The following is an 18678-nucleotide window of genomic DNA, read 5'->3' on the forward strand; positions in this document are numbered from 1 at the left end:
CGTGGTCAGCGCGCCACCGCGAGCTGGTACTCGGCGTCCCGGCCGAGCAGCTCGCGGTGGGTGCCCTCACCGGTGACCACGCCGTTGTCGAGCACCACCACGCGGTCCGCCGCGTCCAGCAGCGCCGGGCTGCTGGTGATCACGACGGTGGTCCGGCCGTGGCGCAGCTCGGCGACGTTGCGGGCGATCAGCAGCTCCGTCACCGCGTCGACCGCGGTCGTCGGGTCGTGCAGCACCAGGACCTCCGGGTCCGCGGCCAGCGCGCGAGCCAGGGACAACCGCTGCCGCTGGCCACCGGAGAGGTTCGCTCCCCGGTCCCGCACGGCGTAGTCGAGGCCTTCGGCGTGCAGCGCCACGACGTCGGTCAGCATCGCCGCCGCCACGGCCTCGTCGACCAGCTTCGCGGTGCCGGACGGGTCCACGTTGTCCCGCAACGTTCCCGCGAACACCTCGTGGTGCGCCGGGTTCACCAGCAGGTGCCCGCGGATGCCCTCGATCGACAGCCGCGCCAGCTCGCGCCCGCTGATCCGCACCACGCCCGAGTACGCCGCGGGCGGCACGGCGACCGACAGCACTGCGGCCAGCTCCTCCGCCGCCTGCGGCTGGTAGGCGGCCACCGCGACGAGCTCGCCGGGCCGCACGCTGAACGAAACCCCTTGCAGCGCCCCGTGGTGCACGTCCTCGACCTCGAGCCCGCCGTCAGGGCCGGGTTCCTCCACGCCGGGCGTCATCCGCGGTGGCGCGGCCAGCACCAGCGCCATCCGGTCGGCCGAGGCACGCGCGATCATCACGTACTTCGGCATCTCGGAGAACAGCTTCAGCGGCTCGATCAGGAACTGCGCCAGGCCGACCGCCGTCACCAGCTGCCCGACGGAGATCTGCCCGTCGAACGTCAGCCAGCCCGCCCACAGCGTGACCGCGGCCGCCAGCAACGAGTTCAGCGCCAGCGCCGTGCCCGCGTACACGCCGTTGACCCGCGCGACCACGACCGACTGCTTCCTGGCCTCGTCCGACACCCGCCGGTACGCCTGGAACGCCTGGAACGAGCCGCCGAAACCGTGCAGCGGCCGCAGCCCGGCGATCAGGTCCGACACCTTCGCGCCGGCCCGCGCCACCTTCGCCTGCTGCACCTGCGTGCTCGTGCCGATCCGCCGTGACATCACGCTCAGCACGGTCAGGATCGCCGCCGTGCCCGCGAACACCGTGATGCCCAGCGGCACGCTGATCACCGCGAGCACGGCGCCCGCGATCGTGATCGACACCAGCGAGGCGATCAGCAGCGGCACCACTTCGATGATGTCCGCGGTCTGGTCGGCGTCCTCGGTGGCGACGGTCAGCACCTCACCGGACTTCAGCTCGACGTCGCGCGCCACAGGTTGCAGGCCGCGGTCGGCCACCGCGACCCGCCACCGGTGCGCCTCGGTCGTGTTCGCCTTTTGCAGGATTCGCATGCCGAAGCGCCACGAGTACGACACCGTCGCCATCACGAGCCCTAGCCCCAGCAGCGCGAGGCCCAGCGAGCTGAGCTGCCCGCCGCGCAACGCGAACTCGACGATCGCGCCGAGCAGGACCGGCACCGCGGTCTCGGCTGCCTGGTAGGACCCCATCAGCAGGGTCCCGCTCGTCATCGCGCCCCGGTTGCGGCGCACCGCGATCCGCAGGATCTCCCTGCCGGTGCGGACGTCGGGGGTGGTGTCAGTGTTCGTCAAGGTGCTGCGCAATCGCTTCGGGGGTGGAGAGGGCCAGCAGGTCGCGGATGGTGATGATCGGGCCGAACTCGCGGCGGAGCAAACCGACCAGCCGCACCGCGAGCATCGAGTGCCCGCCCAGGTCGGTGAAACCGCTCGCCACGCCCACCTCGTCCTCGTCGAGGTCGAGCGCCTCGGCGAACAGCTCGCGCACCACCGTCTCGGTCTCGGTGAGCTCACGTTCCTCGACCTTGGTCATCAGCGTGCCGAGCGGCCGCGCTTCGGGCAAGGCCGAGGTGTCGGCCTTGCCGTTGACCGTCAACGGGATCGCGTCCACCTGCGCGTAGTGCGAGGGCCGCAAGTAGTCCGGCAGCCCCGCCCCGACCTCGGCGGCGATCGACGGGATGTCCGCGCCGTCGGCGAGCACCAGGTAGGCGGCGAGCCGGTGCGCGCCGTCGACCTGCGGGTCGGACTGCGCGACGGCCGCCACGAACCGGACGTCCGGGTGCGCGGCGAACCGGGCCTCCACCTCGCCGAGCTCGACGCGGTGACCGCGGATCTTGACCTGCTTGTCGGTGCGGCCCAGGTACAGCAGGTTGCCGTCGGGGCGCCGGATCACCAGGTCGCCGGTGCGGTACATCCGCTCGCCGGGCACCCACGGGCAGGCCACGAACCGCTCCGCCGACTGGCCGGGCTGGCCGAGGTAGCCGCGCGCGATGCCGACGCCGGAGACGTACAGCTCGCCCGCGACCCCGTCCGGGACGTGCCGCAGCCACGGGTCGAGCACGTAGACGTCGGTGTTGTCGATCGCCACGCCGACCACCGGGTCCACGCAGTCGAACGTGCCGACACCGAGGGTGTTGATCGTGTACTCGGTCGGCCCGTAGAGGTTGTAGCCGACCGTGCCGGGGGTGTCGGCGAGCAGCTGCCACAGCGCCGGCGTGACCGCCTCACCGCCCAGCAGCACCAGCGCCGGCCGGTGGTGCTCACCGGCCAGGAGCCCTTCGGCGACCAGTTGCTGCGCGTAGGTCGGCGTCACGTTGATGACGTCGACCTCGTGCCGCAGGCAGTACTCCACGAGCCCGGTGGCGTCGCGGCGCAGCTCCTCGTCGCAGATGTGCACCTCGTGGCCGTCGGCCAGCCACAGCAGCTCTTCCCACGACATGTCGAACGCGAACGACACGGTGTGCGCGATCCGGAACGTCCGGTGCCCGTGCTCGGCCAGCACCGGCTCGAAGATCCGCCGCTGGTGGTTGACGAGCATGTTGGTCAGGCCCGCGTACTCGGTCACCACGCCCTTGGGCCTGCCGGTCGAGCCGGAGGTGTAGATCGTGTAGGCCGCGTGCCTGAGCCGGTTCGGGTCGTCCGGTGCGAACGTGGTCACCGGTTCGGCGGCGGGCCACGGTCCGTCCAGCTCGAACAGGGTGCCGTTGATGCGCGGTGCGACCGCTCGCGTCGTGATGATCAGCGCGGGCCGCGCGTCCTCGACGATCGCGGCGATCCGCTCGTCCGGGTGGTCCAGCTCCAGCGGAACGTACGCCGCGCCGCAGCGCAGGACGCCGAACAGCGCCACGACCCAGTCCAGCGAGCGCGGCACCGCGATGGCGACCGACGTCTCGACACCGATGCCGCGGTCCTTCAGCACGCCAGCGAGGTGGCGGCTGCGGTCCCGCAGCTCGGCGAACGTCATCGTGGTGCCGTGCGAGACCAGTGCGATCCGGTCCGGGGTGCGGTCGGCCGCGACGTCGAACAGGTCCACGACGGTCCGGTCGCCGAAGTCGTTGGAGGGCTGGAGCTCCGGCTGCGGGCCGGTGCCGCGGACCGCGCCGACCGGGCCGTCGGTGGTGGCGAGGTCGTCGACGATCCGCAGGTACTCGTCGAACAACCGGTGCGCCAGCGCGGGATCGGTGACCTCCGGCCGGTACTCCAGCTTGACCGTGAGCTGCCGGCCCGGCATCACGACCCAGGTGAACGGGTAGTGCGTCGAGTCCTCCGACTCGTGCCCCACGATGCCGTTGACGGCGTTGAACTCCTCGAACGTGCTGTCGTCCAAGAAGTTCTGCAGCACGAACAGGGTGTCGAAGAGCTGGTCCTGCCCGCTCGCGCGCTGGATCTCGCCGAGCCCGACGTGCTCGAGGTCCATCGCGTCGACCCGGCTGGCCTGCACGCCCTGCAGGAACGCGGCTGCCGTGTCGTGCGGCCGGGCCGTGACCCGCATCGGCACGGTGTTGAGCAGCACGCCGACGATCCCGTCGGTGCCTTCTTCTTCGCGGCCGGACACGGTCACGCCGAACACCGCGTCACCGCGGCCGGTCTCGCTGCCGAGCAGGAGGCCGAGTGCGCCGGTGACGACGCTGTTGAGCGTCACACCGTGCCGGCGCGCGGCGTCCCGGACGCGTTCGGAGGTCTCGACGTCCAGCGTCCGCACGATCTTCGTGGGCAGGCTGTCCGAAGTGGACCCGTCACCGAGCAGCGTCGGGCCGGGCAGGTCGGCGAGGTAGCCGGCCCAGAACCGTTCCGCGGCTTGCGCGTCTTTTTCCTTCAGCGCGCGGGTGTAGCTCTCGAAGCTCGGCGTGGCGGGGGAGGAGTCGACCGGTTCGCCGTTCCGGATCGCCCGGTAGGCGTCGAACAGCTCGCGCAGCACGATCTCGCGCGACCAGCCGTCCCACAGCAGCAGGTGGTAGCTGAACAGCAACGCGTCCCGGCCGTCCGGCAGCCGCAGCACCGTCAGCCGCACGAGCGGCGGGTTCTCCAGGTCGAACCCAGTGCCGCGGTCCTCCGTCCGCAACGCCTCCACGGCGTCCTGGTTGAGCACGTCCACCGTGCGGACCGCGACCTGGCGGCCCGGTGCGAGGACCTGAACGGGTTCACCGTCCTCGTCCGCGAACCCGGCGCCCACCACCGGGTGCCGGGCGATGACGTGCGCCATGGCCTTCTGGAGCGCATCGGCGTCAAGGCGGTTCTGGAACGTGAAGCAGCTCTGCGCGACGTACTGCCCGCCGCTGCGCGCCAGCTCGGCCTGGAAGTACAGCCCGCGCTGCAACGGCGACACCGGCGCGGTCCGGCGCGCGGTCGTCGAGGCGTCCGCGATCCGCTCCAGCGCCAGCAGCCACCGTGCCGCGATCTCGTCCGACACGTCCTCGGAGAGCCCGAACGTGGCCCGCAGACTGCCCGTGGTGGTGTCGACCCAGGTGTTGACCTCGACCGCGTACGGACCCGGCCGCGGACCGGCGTCGACGTGCAGCGCCTGCGCCTCGCTCCCACGCCCGAGGTAGTTGAACAGCACCTGCGGGCGGGGCAGCGCGGCGAGCACCGGCGCGGTCTGCGGGTTGAGGTAGCGCAACTGCCCGTACCGCACGTGCTGCTGCTCGTCGGGCTGCCTGGCGGTCAGTTCACGTGCCGCCTCGACCGGGTCGGTGTGCGCGCTCAGCTTCACGGGCGCGATGGAGGTGAACCAGCCGACCGTGCGCGTGTAGTCGTGGTGCTCCTCGACCGGGACGCGGCCGTGGCGTTCCAGCTCGACCGTGAGGTCCGTGGGGGTGCCCTGGATCTCGGTGAGGGCGGTGCGCAGGGCACCGGCCAGCAGCTCGGTCAGGGCGAGCCCGAGCGCGGTCGGGGCGGTGTGGACGACGCGGTCGGTGATGTCGGCCGCGAGGTTGACGGTCACCTCGCGGACCTGGCCGACCTGCGGGGTGAGCGGCGGCGCGTCGAGCGCGTCGACCCAGCGGGGCAGGTCGGCGGTGTGGTGGGCGCTCAGGGCGAGTGCCGCGGCGTAGGCGGTGAACGGCGTGGTGGCCGGCGCCAGGTCCTCGCCGCGGAGGGCCGCGGTGATGTCGTCGAGCAGGATCATCCAGGAGACCGCGTCCACGGCCAGGTGGTGGATGACGACGACGAGAGTGCCGGTGGCCTCCAGCCAGGTGAACGCAGTCAGGACACCGGCTTCGGGGTCGAGCCGGTCGGCGGCCTCGTCGGCGGCGACCTGCGGGTCGTCGGTGACGGCGGCGACGACCCCGATCTGCGACCTGTCCGCGGCGGCGTCCACTCCGACCTGCGGCTCGCCGGTGACAGCGGCGAGCCCCCCGACCTGCGGTTCGCCGGAACTGTCAGACCCGCCTGAGACGATTGGAGTGGGGACCCGATCCCCCCTGGGGGCCTGCGAGTCGGAATCGATTCCGAGCGACCACACCCCGTGCGTGACCGTCAGTCGCATCCGCAGCACCGGATGCGCCCGCACGACGGCTTCCGCGGCACGCTGCGCATCCGCCAGCGACGCGCATTCCACCTGCCTGGCCTGCGCGAACCGCCGAAGCTCCCCACCGAGCTCCCGCTGCCGCAGCACGATCGGCGTCGGCACGACCGGCCCGTCCACCGCCGTTTCGAGTGCACGCGGGGAGCTTTCGTTCACCAGGAGCGCACGGGAGGGCCCCGCGTGCGAAGCGAGGAGGCGGGGGGTTTTGTGGAGGAAGAGGTCGCGGGGGGTCAGGGAGAAGCCGGCGGCGCGGGCGCGGTTGACCACGCCGATCGCGATGATGCTGTCGCCGCCCGCGACGAAGAAGTCGGTGTCGGCGTCCACCGAAGAACCCGGCAGGACATCGGCGAAGATCGCGACGAGCGCGGACAGCGCCGGAGCGTCCGCGGACGCGACCGCCTCGACCTCGCCGGCAGCGCGTTCCTCCAGCGCCCTGCGGTCCAGCTTGCCGTTGACCGTCAGCGGCAGGGCGTCCAGGAACAGCACCCGCTGCGGCACCATGTGCACCGGCAGCTTCGCGCCCAGGAACCCGGCCACGTCAGCGGAAGGCGTGCCGACCACGTGTGCGACCAGGTGGTCGGCGGAGGAGGCCACCGTCACCGCGGCGTCCACGACGCCGGGAACGGAACGGACGGCCGCCTCGACCTCGCCGAGCTCGATGCGGAAGCCCTTGAGCTGCACCTGGTCGTCGGCGCGGCCGACGAACTCCAGCTCGCCATCGAGGGTGCGGCGCGCGAGGTCGCCGGTGTTGTACATCCGGCCGCCGCCGAACGGGTCCGCGACGAACCGGGTCGAGGTCAGGCCGGGGCGGTCGTGGTAGCCGAGCGACAGCTGGTCGCCGGCCACGTAGATCGCGCCCACCCGGCCGGGCGGAACGGGACGCAGGGAGGAGTCCAGCAGGTAGGTGCGCAGCCCGGGGATCGGGCCGCCGATCGGGCTCACCGCACCGGACTCGAAGTCCGCGGAGTCCAGCACCCGGTGCGTGACGTGCACGGTGGTCTCGGTGATGCCGTACATGTTGACCAGCTCCGGCCGGTCGGTGCCGTAGCGCTCGACCCAGCCGCGCAGCCTGGACAGGTCCAGCGCCTCGCCACCGAAGATCACACGCCGCAACGCGGGCAGCGGGTCGGAGAGCCGATCGGCCTCGATGAACTGGTAGAACGCCGACGGCGTCTGGTTGAGCACGGTGACACCGCGCGCCCGCACGAGCCGGTGGAAGTCGACCGGCGACCGGGTCAGGCCGTGGTCGGGGACGAGCAGCTCGCCGCCGTGGACCAGGGCGCCCCACAGCTCCCACACCGCGAAGTCGAACGAGTACGAGTGGAACTGGGTCCACACGTCGGAGGGGCCGAAGTCCATGTCCGGCTGGGTGTTCGCGAGCAGCGCCACCACGTTCGCGTGCGAGACGACGACGCCCTTGGGCTTGCCGGTCGACCCGGACGTGTAGATCACGTAGGCCGGGGTGCGCCAGTCGAACGACGGCAGCACGCCGTCACCCGGCACCTCCTCGCCGTGCACGAGAACCCGCGCGGTGACGCCCGCACGCGCGAGCAGCCGTTCGAACCGCTCCCGGTGCTCCCGCTCGACCAGCACGACCTGCGGCGCCGAGTCGGCGAGCACGTACTCCAGCCGCTCGTCCGGGTAGGCGAGGTCCAGCGGCACGTACGCGCCACCGGCCGACACGATGCCCAGCAGCGAGACGACCTGCTGCAACGACCGCGGCATCGCCACGGCCACCCGCTCGTGCGGCCCGACGCCCGCGTTGACGAGCGAGCGCGCCAACCGGTTCTTGGTGTCGGCCAGCACCCCGTACGACAGGCCCTCCGAGCTGCCGTCGAGGTGGCACATCGTCACGGCCCGCGCGGACGGGTCACGTTGTGCCGCAGCGTCGAACAGCTCCACCAGCGTGGCCGGCTCCACCGCGACCGCCGGGCGCGCCTGCTCCAGCACCGGCGTGACCAGCGAACCGGACAGCAGCGCGGTCAGCGTGCCGGTGAACGCCCGCAGGAGCACCTCGGCACCGGCGGACCTGACCACGGTCGTGTCGTGGACGAGGTTGAACCGCAGCGCACCGTCGTTGCCGCGTTCGACCACCAGTGTCAGCGGGTAGTGCGGCGCGCCCTCGTTGACGACCTCGGCGATCGTGAACGGGCCGCTCAACGCCGTCACGTCGGTCGCCACGTCGAACACCACGAGCGTGTCGAACGCCGACCCGTGCTCGGCCTGCCGCCCGATCCGGGTCAGCGAGACGTGCTGGTGCGGCAGCACGGCCGTCTGGTGGTCGCGCACCGACGCCAGCAGCTCGGTCGCGGAGGTGTCAGCGCCCCACCGCGTCCGCACGGGGATCGTGTTGATGAACAACCCGGCCATGTCCGCGATGCCCGGGACGTCGGCGTCCCGGCCGGACACGGTGGACCCGAACACGACGTCCCGCTTGCCCAGCAACGCACCCAGCGTCACGCCCCACGCGCTGTGCACGGCGGCGCTCAGCGGCACCCCGGCCGCGCGCACCGACTCGTCGAGGCCCGCGGGGGCGTCGAGCACCGAGTCCGCGAACCGCTCGGACGGCGTGTGCCCCTCCGCCACGAACGACGGCCCCGGCAGCCCGGCGAGCTCGGCGGCCCACACCCGGTCGCTCTCGGCCGCGTCGCTCGTGACCAGCCAGCGCACGTAGTCGGCGTAGCTGCCGCGCACGTGCACCGACCCCGGCTCCTCGTACTCGGCGAGCAGTGCGCGCAGCATCGGCGGCACCGACCAGCCGTCGGCGATGATGTGGTGCACGGTCTGCACGAGCACGTACCGGCCGGGTGCGGTGCGGATCAGCGTGAAGCGCATCAACGGCCCGCGCGCGAGGTCGAACCCGGCCAGCCGGTCCCGTTCGGCGAAGGCCGCGATCTCCTCGCCGGTCATGCCCTGGCCGTCCACCGTGGCGAACTCCGGGCGCACACCGGACTCCAGCACCGACACGACCCGGCCGTCGGGCAGGCCGGTGAACCGGGCGGCCAGGTTCGGGAACAGCTCCAGCACCCGTGCGGCCGCGGCCTCCAGCCGGGTGGCGTCCACCGCGCCGGTCAACGTCAGCAGCTGTTGCTCGACGTACCGGTGCGACGACTCGTCGTCGAAGATCGAGTGGAAGTACAGGCCCTCCTGCAACGGCGTCAGCGGCAGGACGTCGCGCAACGCCGGGCCGTCGAGCAGGTCGACGTCGGCCTGGGTGAGCGGCAGCAGGTCGAAGTCGCTGGGGGAGTGGCCGCCCTCCGTCAACGCCGCCAGCGCGTAGAGCGCCTCGGTGAAGTAGCCGCCGATCCGCTCCACGTCGGCGTCGGTGAACACGCCCTCCGGCCACGAGAGGACCGTGACGAGCTCCAGCTCACCGCTGTCACCGGGTTCGGCGCTCGCGTTGAGCTCCAGCGCCCGCGGCAGCCGCATCCGCGGGTCGCGCTTCTCGCCGAGCTGGCCCGCGTTCTCCGCGAGCTGCCAGTCACCGGTGGCGCCGCCGTCGAACCGGCCCAGGTAGTTGAACAGCACCTGCGGCCGCGTGCCGCCGAACTCGGTGTGCCCCAGGTACTTCAGCGCACCGTAGGAGACGCCGTTGCTCGGCACCCGAGCGAGGTCCTCCTTGACGTTCTTCAGCGCGGCGGGCAGGTCGTCGACCGTGCCGGGGTCGACGACCACCGGGAACAGCGTGGTGAACCAGCCGACCGTGCGGGACAGGTCGGGGTCGAGCGGCACGAACCGGCCCTCGCGGCCGTGGCCCTCCAGCTCGACGTGCGCGAACGTCTGGTCCTGGCCGTTGTCCCGCCGCCACTTCGCGAGCGCGACCGCGAGACCGGTCAGCAGCACGTCGTTGACCTTCGCGTGGAACAACGCCGGCACGTCGCCCAGCAGCGCCGCGGTCGCCGCGGCACCGACGGTGACCGTCCGGACCCGTTCGCGCGCGACGACGTCGTCGTCGTTCAGCTCACGACGGCCGAGCAGCGCGTCGGCACCCGGCAACGGCCGCCGGTAGTGCTCCAGGTCCGCCGAGAAGTCGGCCTGCTCCAGCAACTGCGTCCACCGCCGGAACGACGTCCCCACCGGCCGCAGCTCCACCGGCGCACCCGAGGACACCTGCTGCCACGCCAGCGCCAGGTCGTCGAACAGGATTCGCCACGACACGCCGTCGACCACCACGTGGTGGACGACGAGCACGAGCTGCCGCGCACCGGACCGCCACACCGCGCGCAGCATGATCCCGGCGTCCGGGTTCAGGCCCTCGGTCGCCGCCGTGACGCAGTCCTCCAGCGAGGCGGTGCTCTCCTCCCACAGCGCCGCACCGGTCTCCAGGACGTCGAACGACCACCGCGTGCCGCGCACGAGCTTGGCGCGCAGCATGTCGTGGCGTGCCACCAGGGCGTCGAGAATCCGAGTCAAAGCCTCGGCGGTCAGATCGGCGGGGGTGTTCAGCACGACCGACTGCACGAACCCGTCGATCGCGTCGGTGGTCTCGCCCAGCCACTGCACGATCGGCAGCCCGGCCACCGGACCGGTCGGCACGTCGTCGTGGTCGACCACCGCACCACCGTCACGGGTGGCGACGGCGGCGAGCGCGCGCGGCGTGCGGTGGACGAAGATCTGCGTGGCCGTGACGAAGACGCCCTCGGCCCGCAGCGCGCTCAGCAGCGAGATCGCGAGGATGCTGTCGCCACCCAGCTCGAAGAAGTCCTGGTCGGCACCGACCGCCTCGACCCGCAGCACCGACGCGACGGCGGCGCAGATGACGGCCTCGTCGTCGGTGACGGCGGCCGTCACCGGGCCGGTGTCCACCACCGGCTCCGGCAGCGCGCGCCGGTCGAGCTTCCCGTTGGCGGTCAACGGGAACTCGCTCATCACGACGACGTGGGCGGGCACCATGTACTCGACGAGGTGCTCGGCCGCCCAGCGCTTGACCTCGTCGGCGGTCAGGCCCTCGGTCACCGGGATCACGTACCCGACGAGGTAGTTGCCGCCCGCGGAGTTCTTCCTCACCACGACACAGGTGTGCCGGACCCCGGGGTGCTCGGCGAGGGCGACCTCGACGTCCTCCAGCTCCAGCCGCATGCCGCGGATCTTGACCTGGTTGTCGACCCGGCCGAGGAAGTCGAGCGACCCGTCGGCGGCGAACCGCGCCAGGTCACCGGTCCGGTAGAGCCGGGAACCGTCGGTGGCGAACGGGTTCGCGACGAACCGGGAAGCCGTGAGACCCGGCGCGTTCACGTACCCGCGGCCCAGCAGGAACCCGCCGATGTACAGCTCGCCGCCGACGCCGACCGGGCACGGCCGCAGCTCGTCGTCGAGCACGTACAGGTCGGTGTTCGGGTTGGCCTTGCCGATCGACGTCGACAGCCGCTCCGCCTCGCCGCGGTAGATCACGTGCGAGACGCCGATCGTGGCCTCGGCGGGCCCGTAACCGTGGTACATCGGGATGTCGAGCTGCGTGCGGAACCGCTCGTACAGCTCGGGCGTGAGCACCTCGCCGCCGCACCACACGTGCCGCAGGCTGGCCAGCTCGCCGTCCGAGGCGATGTTCAGCAGCACGTCCAGCATCGACGACACCAGGTACACGAACGTCACCCGGTGCCGGTCGATCGTGCGCAGCAGGTGGTGCGGGTCGCGTTCCCCGCCGGAGCGCACGACGACGGTCCGCCCGCCGCACACCAGCGGCAGGAAGATCTCGTTGATCGAGATGTCGAACGACAGCGGCGCCTTGAACAGCGACGCGTCGGAGTGTCCGAAGTGGAGGATCTGGTGCACCTGCCACAGCAGCCGCTCGCTGATCGCCTCGTGCCGGATCATCGCGCCCTTGGGGCGGCCGGTCGAACCGGACGTGAACATCACGTACGCGAGCTGCGCGCCGCCGACCTCGACGTCGGTCGGGTCGGCGGGGTACGCGCTGAAGTCCCAGTCCTCCAACGAGACCCGCACCGCCTCGGGTTCACCGTCCTGACCGCTGCCGAGCAGCAGGACGACTCCGGCGTCGGTGATCACCGACTCGCGGCGGGAGGCCGGCCACTGCGGGTCCAGCGGCACGAACGCGCCACCGGCCTGGAGCACGGCGAGCAGGCCCACGACCATCTCCGCCGACCGGTCGAGCGAGATGCCGACGACCTGCTCCGGCCGCAGGTCGCGGTCGAGGAGGTGGCGGGCCAGCTGGTTGGACAGCGCGAGCACCTGGCCGTAGGTGAACGCGCGGTCGCCGTCGTTGACCGCGACGGCGCCGGGGCGCTCGGCTGCCTGGGCGCGGAACAGCTCGACGATGCTCGGCCGGTCGCGCGGGAGGTCGTTGTCGTTCCACCTGGCCAGCTCCGCGAGCCGGTCGCCGGGGGTCTGGGCGGTCATCGTGCCGATCGCCCTGTTCGGGAACTCGGCCAGGTCGTCCAGCGCCCGTTGCGCCTCGTCGAGCGCGACGCCCGCGGGAAGGCCGATCGTCCAGCCCTCCTGGCGCTCGGTGACGTTCCACCGCGCGGCGTCCTCGCCCTTGTCCGCCCAGACGAGCAGGTCGCCGAAGAGCGTGGCGGGGGAGAGGTCCAGGCCGTCGACCCGCAGACCGGGGTCCGCCCAGTGGTTCAGCGCGACGGCTGCGGCGACGGCGACGGTCCGCTGCGGGTACTCGCCGGCGCGGCGCCGGACGGAGTCGATCCGGGCGGTCGGAAGAAGCACGTCACGGTCGGCCACCAGTTCCATCGACGACTCAGCCATCCCCTCATCTCGGTGAAGGTGAGCCTAACCTAAGTGGTCGCGGAGCCGAGTCGCCAAGCGGCCCAAAGCCGGGCGTAACGCCCGTCACGCGCGACCAGCTCGTCGTGGGTGCCCAGCTCCACCACGCGGCCCGCGTCGAGCACCGCGATCCGGTCCGCGGCGACGGCCTGGGTGAGCCGGTGCGCCACGAGCAGCGTCGTCCGGCCCCGGCAGGCCGCCAGCGCCGCCTTCTCCAGCTGTGCGGCGCCCTGGCTGCCCGCCTCCGCTGTCGACTCGTCCAGCACGACGACGGGGGAGCGGCCCAGCACGAGGCGGGCCAGCGCGATCTGGGCGATCTTGGTCACGTCGAGGCGTTCGCCGCCCTCGCCGACGTCGGTCCGCAGGCCGTCGGGCAGCGCCTGCACCCACCCGGCGGCGCCGACGGTGCGCAGGGCGGCCATCAGCTCGTCGTCGGTCGCGTCGGGGGCGGCCAGCCGCAGGTCCTCCGCGAGCGGGCCGGCGAAGACGTGCGCCTCCTGGGTCAGGATGCTCACCAACGCCCGCGCGCCCGCCTCGTCCACGTCCGCGAGGTCGGTCCCGCCGATGTGCACCGACCCGGTCAGCGGGGTACCGGTGCCCGCGACCAGGGCCGCCAGGGTCGTCTTGCCCGCACCCGTCGCGCCGACGAGCGCCAGCGACGTGCCCGCGGGGATCTCCAGGTCCACGTCCCGCAGCACCACGTGGTCGGACTCGGGGTAGCGGAAGGAAAGCCCGCGCACCGACACGGGCAGCGGCCGCGCGTTCGCGTCCACGGCCACCGCGCTGCGCACGAGCTGGTCGCCGTCGGACTCCGACAGCACGCCGACCAGCCGGGTCAGCCCCGCGCCGGACTTCTGCGCCTCGTCGAAGAACGCCATGATCAGCCCGAGCGGGTTGAACAACCGGTGGAACAGCAGCGCGGCCACCGACACCTGGCCCAGCGTCGACTGCCCGTTCGCCACCAGCAGGTAGCCGACCACGATGATCAGGCCGAGGCCGATGAACTCGGCGCGGTTCTCGCGGCCGATGAACCGGCCGAAGAACCGGAAGACGTCGATGCCGATGTTGCGCACCCGCCACGACTCGGCGGTCACCTTGTCCCGGAACGCGCTCTCCAGCCGGTAGGCCCGCACGGTGTCGATGCCGTCGAGGCCGCTGATCAACGCCTGCGCGCGGTCGGCCTGCGCCTCGGACCGGGCGCGGTAGAGCGGCTGCGAGCGCGGCAGGTACCAGCGCAACGCCCACCAGTAGGCGGGCAGTGCCATCGCACCGGCGAGCCCCAGCCGCCAGTCCAGGCCGAACATGCCGGCCGTGGCGATCACGACCAGCACGGTCGCGGAGAAGATCGTCGGGATCGCGGTGCGGAAACCCTTGGAGATCACGGCGACGTCGTCGCCCACGCGGGACAGCACGTCACCGCGGCCGACCTGTTCGATCCGCGCGCTCGGCATCCCCAGCACCGCGCGGACAGCGCCTTCCCGCAGGCGTGCCAGCAAATCTGCGCCCACCCGGCCGACCAGGTAGGTCGACACGGAGGTCATGACGGCCCCGCCCAGCGCGGCCAGGACCGTGGTGGTGCCGATGGACCACAGCACCGCCGGGTCACGGCCCTGCTGCACGCCGTCCACGACGGTGCCCAGCAGGAACACCGGGACCACCTGCAGCACCGCCCCGGCCACCGTCGCCAGCACGGTGGCGATCGGCAGCAGCGGGGTGGTGCGGCAGTGGTCGTACACCCAGCGGAGGGCCTCCCGTCCGGTCGCCGTGCGCAGGATGGTCACGGGCGCGGACGCGGTGGTGCTCACTGTTCGGAGGCCTTTCGCAGGGGTTGAGCGGGTACTACGACTTCGCGGACTTGGCGATCTCGTCGATCGCGTACGGCAGCGAGGCCAGCGTGGCCTGCGACATCGCGGCACCGATCGCGGGGCCCTCGCTGTCGAGCAGCCACGACACCTTGCCCGCCTTGACGGCGGGCAGGTTCGCGAAGAGCTCGAACGACTTCAGCTTGTCCGCGTCGGCCTTGTCGGCGATCACGAAGATGCGGTCGACGTTCATCACGTCGATGCGCTCGGGGGACAGCGTGGTGAAGAACTTGCCGCCCGCGACCTCGTCGACCTTCGTGTTGCCCTTGAAGCCCATGCCGGTCACGAGCTGGCTGCGCACGTCGGTCGTGGCGAACGGCGCAATGGCGTCCTTGTACCAGGAGGTGACGACCGCGGTCTGGTTCGCCCAGTCCGGGTTGGCCTTCTTGATCTCGGCGAACTTGTCGTCGACCGACTTGATGATCTTCTCGCCCTCGGCCTGCTTGCCCAGCGCCTTGGCGATCTGCAGGGTGGTGTCCTGCCACTTGCCGCTGAACGCCTCGGCCTCGCCCTTGGGGCGGCCGACCGTCGGGGCGATCTTGCTGAGCTTGTCGTACCAGGCCTGGTCGGCCTCGGAGTAGACCGCGACGATCAGGTCGGGGCGCAGCTGCGCGATCTTCTCGTAGTTGGGCTCGGTGTCGCCGTTCTTCATGACGACCTCGGGCTTGGTCGAGCCCCACTTGTCCTTCACCCACGGCCACTGGGTGTTGACGTCGGGGCTGGTGCCCTCGGGGTTCGGGTACTGGTCGACCATGCCGACCGGGACCGTGCCGAGCGCGAGCATCGTCTGCTCGTCGGTGTAGCCGAGGGAGACGACCCGCTTCGGGGCCTCCTTGATCTCGGTCGTGCCGAAGAAGTGCTCGACCTTGGCCGGGAACGTGCCACCGCTCGCGTTGCCACCCTCGGGCGTGGACGCCGGCTGGGAAGAGCCGCACCCGGCGAGCACGCTGCCGCCGACGACCACGGCGGCGGCCACAGCGGTCAGCCGCTTCCAGGTCATGGCTGTTCTCGGACGGTTGAAGCCCATTCGGCACCTCGATCTTCGCTGCCCACGCGGCGGGGGAATTTAGGACAGCCGAACCTTATCACCCAGTTAGGGCAGGCTAACCTAGTCCTTGGTCACTCTTCGATACCACGTGCGTCCGGCCGATCGGCACGATCAGCGGCCGTTCCGAGACGGGGTCGTCGATGACCTTCGCCTGCAGGCCGAACGTGTCCAGCAGCAGCTCGCTGGTGATCACCTGGCTCGGGTGGCCCTGCGCGACGATCGACCCCTGCTTCATGACGATCAGGTTGTCGCTGTAGCGGACGGCCAGGTTCAGGTCGTGCAGCACCATCACGATCGTGCAGCCGTTCTCGTGCAGGTCGTCGACGAGGTCGATCACGTCGATGGCGTGCGCGAGGTCCAGGTAGGTCGTCGGCTCGTCGAGCAGCAGCAGGTCGGTGCCCTGCGCCAGCGTCATGGAGATCCACACCCGCTGCCGCTGCCCGCCCGACAGCGAGTCGACCGGCCGGTGCGCGAGGTCGGAGACACCGGTCATGGCCAGCGCTCTCGCCACGATCTCCGCGTCGTCCGACGACCACTGCCGCACCCAGCTCTGGTGCGGGTGCCGGCCCCGCGCGACCAGGTCGGCGACCGTCAGGCCCTCCGGCGCGATCGGGGTCTGCGGCAGCAGGCCCATCCGCTTCGCCACGTCCTTGGTCCGCAGCCGCGCGATGTCGTCGCCGTCCAGCAGCACCGTGCCCCGGCGCGGTTTGAGCAGCCGGGACAACGTCCGCAGCAGCGTCGACTTGCCGCAGCCGTTCGGCCCGATCACCGTGGTGATCACCCCGGTCGGGATGGCGACGTCCAGGTCGTCGAGCACGACCCGGTCGGCGTACCCGACCGTGACGCCCTGGGCGCCCAGCCGGGCGACATCGTTGCGCATCGCGGTCATAGGTCAACCTTACTTAACTGAGGCTCACCTCAGGCAGGCCGCTTCACATTCGCGCGCACCAGCAGGTAGACGAGGAACGGACCGCCGATCATCGCGGTCACGATGCCGACGGGCAGGTCGTTGGGCAGCACCTGCCGCGCGATCAGGTCGGAGCCGATCAGCAGCAGCGCGCCGAAGAGCCCGGACGCGACCAGCGGCGGCACCGGGGTGCGCAGCAGCCGCGTCGTGATCTGCGGCGCGACCAGTGCGACGAACGGCACCGGACCGGCCGCCGACACCGCGACACCGGCGAGCAGGACCGCGCACAGCAGCAGCACCGCCCGCACGAGCGAGTACCGCACGCCCAGGCCGGCGGCGACGTCGTCACCGAAGTGCATGGGGCGCAGGTGGAACGAGACCGCCAGCACGACCACGACCAGCGCGACCGTGATCCACAGCGTCGTCCACACCTCGGCCCACGACCGCGAGTCGAGCGACCCGACCAGCCACGACTGCGCGCGGGCGACGTCGCGGATGTCGGCCAGCACCAGCAGCCACGTCGTCAGCGCCGTCATCATCGCGCTCACCGAGACGCCGATCAGGATCAGCCGGAACCCGTCGATGCCCTTCCGCCACGCGAGGAAGTAGACGAGCAGCCCGGTGCCGAGGCCACCGGCCAGCGCCGCCGCGGGCAGCCCGATCGACCCGCCGACCACCGCGCCACCCGACGTGGTCACCACGAAGATCGCGCTCGCGCCGGCGCCCGTGGTGATGCCGAGGACGTCCGGGCTCGCGAGCGCGTTGCGGGCGATCGACTGGGTGAGCGCACCGGAGATGCCGAGCGCGACGCCGACGATCAGGCCGATGAGCGAGCGCGGCATGCGCAGGTCCATGACCACGAACTCGTCGACCCGCTCGCCCTGGCCGAAGATCGTCCTGATCACGGCGGGCAGGTCGATGGTGAAGTCGCCGACCGCGATGGACACGCAGAACAGCAGGAACGTGGCCGCGGCGAGCACCACCGCGGCGAGCACGAGCCAGGGCCGCCAGACCCAGGACCAGCCGCCCAGGCGCAGGCCCGCGGGCATCTTCTCGGTGGCCGGGTCGGCCGCGGGGGTGCTCATGCCTGCCTGAACTTCCCGAGCCACACCAGCACCGCGAAGAACGGGGCGCCGAGCAGCGCGACGACGATGCCCGCCTGCAGTTCCGCCGGGCGCACGACCAGCCGGCCGGCGATGTCCGCCACCAGCAGCAGGACCCCGCCGAGCAGCCCCGCGAACGGAACCAGGAACCGGTAGTCGGGGCCGGTGATCCAGCGCGCGATGTGCGCGACCATCAGCCCGAGGAACGCAATCGGCCCGCACGCCGCCGTGGCCGCGCCGGCGAGCAACGTGATCGCCAGTACGCCGACGGTCCGCCCGGCCGCGATGTTCACGCCGAGCCCGCGCGCCACGTCGTCACCGAGGTTGAGCAGGTTGAGCGTCGGCAGGTTCACCACCGCCAGCACCAGCCCGGCGGCGACGAACGCCCCGGCGACCGCGATGACGTTCCAGCCGACGCCCTGCATCGAACCGGCGTTCCAGAACCGCAGCACGTCCAGCGACGCCTTGTCCTGCAACGCCACCGCCGTCGTCATCGCGGCGAGGAAGATCGTGACGCCCTGCCCGGCCAGCGCGAGCGTCAGCGGGTTGCCCGAGCCGCGGCCGAGGCTCGCCAGCCCGAACACGACCACACCGGCCGCCGCGGCACCGGCCAGCGCGAACCACAGGTACTGCAGCGGGTTCTGCAGGCCGAAGAGGTAGACCGCGAGCACCACCGCGAACGACGCGCCGGAGTTGACGCCCAGCAGGCCGGTGTCGGCGATCGGGTTGCGGGTGTGGCCTTGGATCAGCGCACCGGCGACCCCGAGCGCGAGCCCCGCCACGACCGCGAGGACCGTGCGCGGGATGCGCGACGTGTGGATGATCAGCGCGATCTCGGTGAGCCGCTGGTCGGTGCCGGGGTCGCCGAACAGCCCCTGCCACACCTGCGCCGGGCTGAGCGCCCGTGCGCCGATCGTCGTGGAGAGCACCGCGGTGGCGGCGAGCATGACCACCAGGAGGACGAGTCCCAGCAGCCTGCGCCGTCGCGGACCGGCGCCCCCACCGGCCGGTGCGGGGTCGACTCCGCGTTGCTCCACCACGATGCTCACGAGCCGCTACGTTAGCTCACCCTTACCTAAGTGGGTG

The 18678-nt window shown here is 71.8% G+C and carries 7 protein-coding genes; all 7 read right to left on the minus strand.

Translation table 11 applies throughout. The annotated features are described in order from the left end of the window. Positions 1–5: 5 nt before the first annotated feature. The 7 genes from ACZ7CF_RS05480 to ACZ7CF_RS05510 all read right to left on the minus strand — a co-directional run bounded on the left by ACZ7CF_RS05480 (position 6) and on the right by ACZ7CF_RS05510 (position 18641). Positions 6–1709: an ABC transporter ATP-binding protein gene (locus tag ACZ7CF_RS05480; RefSeq protein WP_470368937.1), complete on the minus strand. Its 1704-nt coding sequence runs from the start codon at positions 1707–1709 to the stop codon at positions 6–8. After that, complete coding sequence (locus ACZ7CF_RS05485; RefSeq protein WP_470368938.1) at positions 1696–12654, minus strand: non-ribosomal peptide synthetase; 10959 nt, start codon at positions 12652–12654, stop codon at positions 1696–1698. Before ACZ7CF_RS05485 ends, ACZ7CF_RS05480 begins: the two co-directional genes overlap by 14 nt. 29 nt (positions 12655–12683) lie before the next feature. After that, positions 12684–14477: an ABC transporter ATP-binding protein gene (locus ACZ7CF_RS05490; RefSeq protein ID WP_360384612.1), complete on the minus strand. Its 1794-nt coding sequence runs from the start codon at positions 14475–14477 to the stop codon at positions 12684–12686. Between the two features lie 34 nt (positions 14478–14511). Next, on the minus strand, positions 14512–15534 hold the full coding sequence (locus ACZ7CF_RS05495) for an iron-siderophore ABC transporter substrate-binding protein (RefSeq protein ID WP_470368939.1): 1023 nt from the start codon (positions 15532–15534) through the stop codon (positions 14512–14514). Between the two features lie 103 nt (positions 15535–15637). Beyond that, the gene (locus ACZ7CF_RS05500) at positions 15638–16471 is read right to left on the minus strand and encodes an ABC transporter ATP-binding protein (protein ID WP_360384608.1); all 834 of its coding nucleotides are present in this window, start codon (positions 16469–16471) and stop codon (positions 15638–15640) included. Positions 16472–16500: 29 nt separating this feature from the next. Next, on the minus strand, positions 16501–17574 hold the full coding sequence (locus ACZ7CF_RS05505; protein ID WP_470368940.1) for a FecCD family ABC transporter permease: 1074 nt from the start codon (positions 17572–17574) through the stop codon (positions 16501–16503). After that, positions 17571–18641, minus strand: a complete 1071-nt coding sequence (locus tag ACZ7CF_RS05510; RefSeq protein WP_470368941.1) for a FecCD family ABC transporter permease — start codon at positions 18639–18641, stop codon at positions 17571–17573. The genes ACZ7CF_RS05505 and ACZ7CF_RS05510 overlap by 4 nt, the downstream gene beginning before the upstream one ends. Between the last annotated feature and the right edge of the window lie 37 nt (positions 18642–18678).

The organism is Lentzea sp. NPDC036955, from assembly GCF_055608005.1.

Bases quoted from the DNA above. Each gene is read 5' to 3' on its own strand.
- ACZ7CF_RS05495 (WP_470368939.1), bottom strand. From the start codon at position 15,534: ATGACCTGGAAGCGGCTGACCGCTGTGGCCGCCGCCGTGGTCGTCGGC.
- ACZ7CF_RS05505 (WP_470368940.1), bottom strand. From the start codon at position 17,574: ATGAGCACCCCCGCGGCCGACCCGGCCACCGAGAAGATGCCCGCGGGC.
- ACZ7CF_RS05485 (WP_470368938.1), bottom strand. From the start codon at position 12,654: ATGGCTGAGTCGTCGATGGAACTGGTGGCCGACCGTGACGTGCTTCTT.
- ACZ7CF_RS05500 (WP_360384608.1), bottom strand. From the start codon at position 16,471: ATGACCGCGATGCGCAACGATGTCGCCCGGCTGGGCGCCCAGGGCGTC.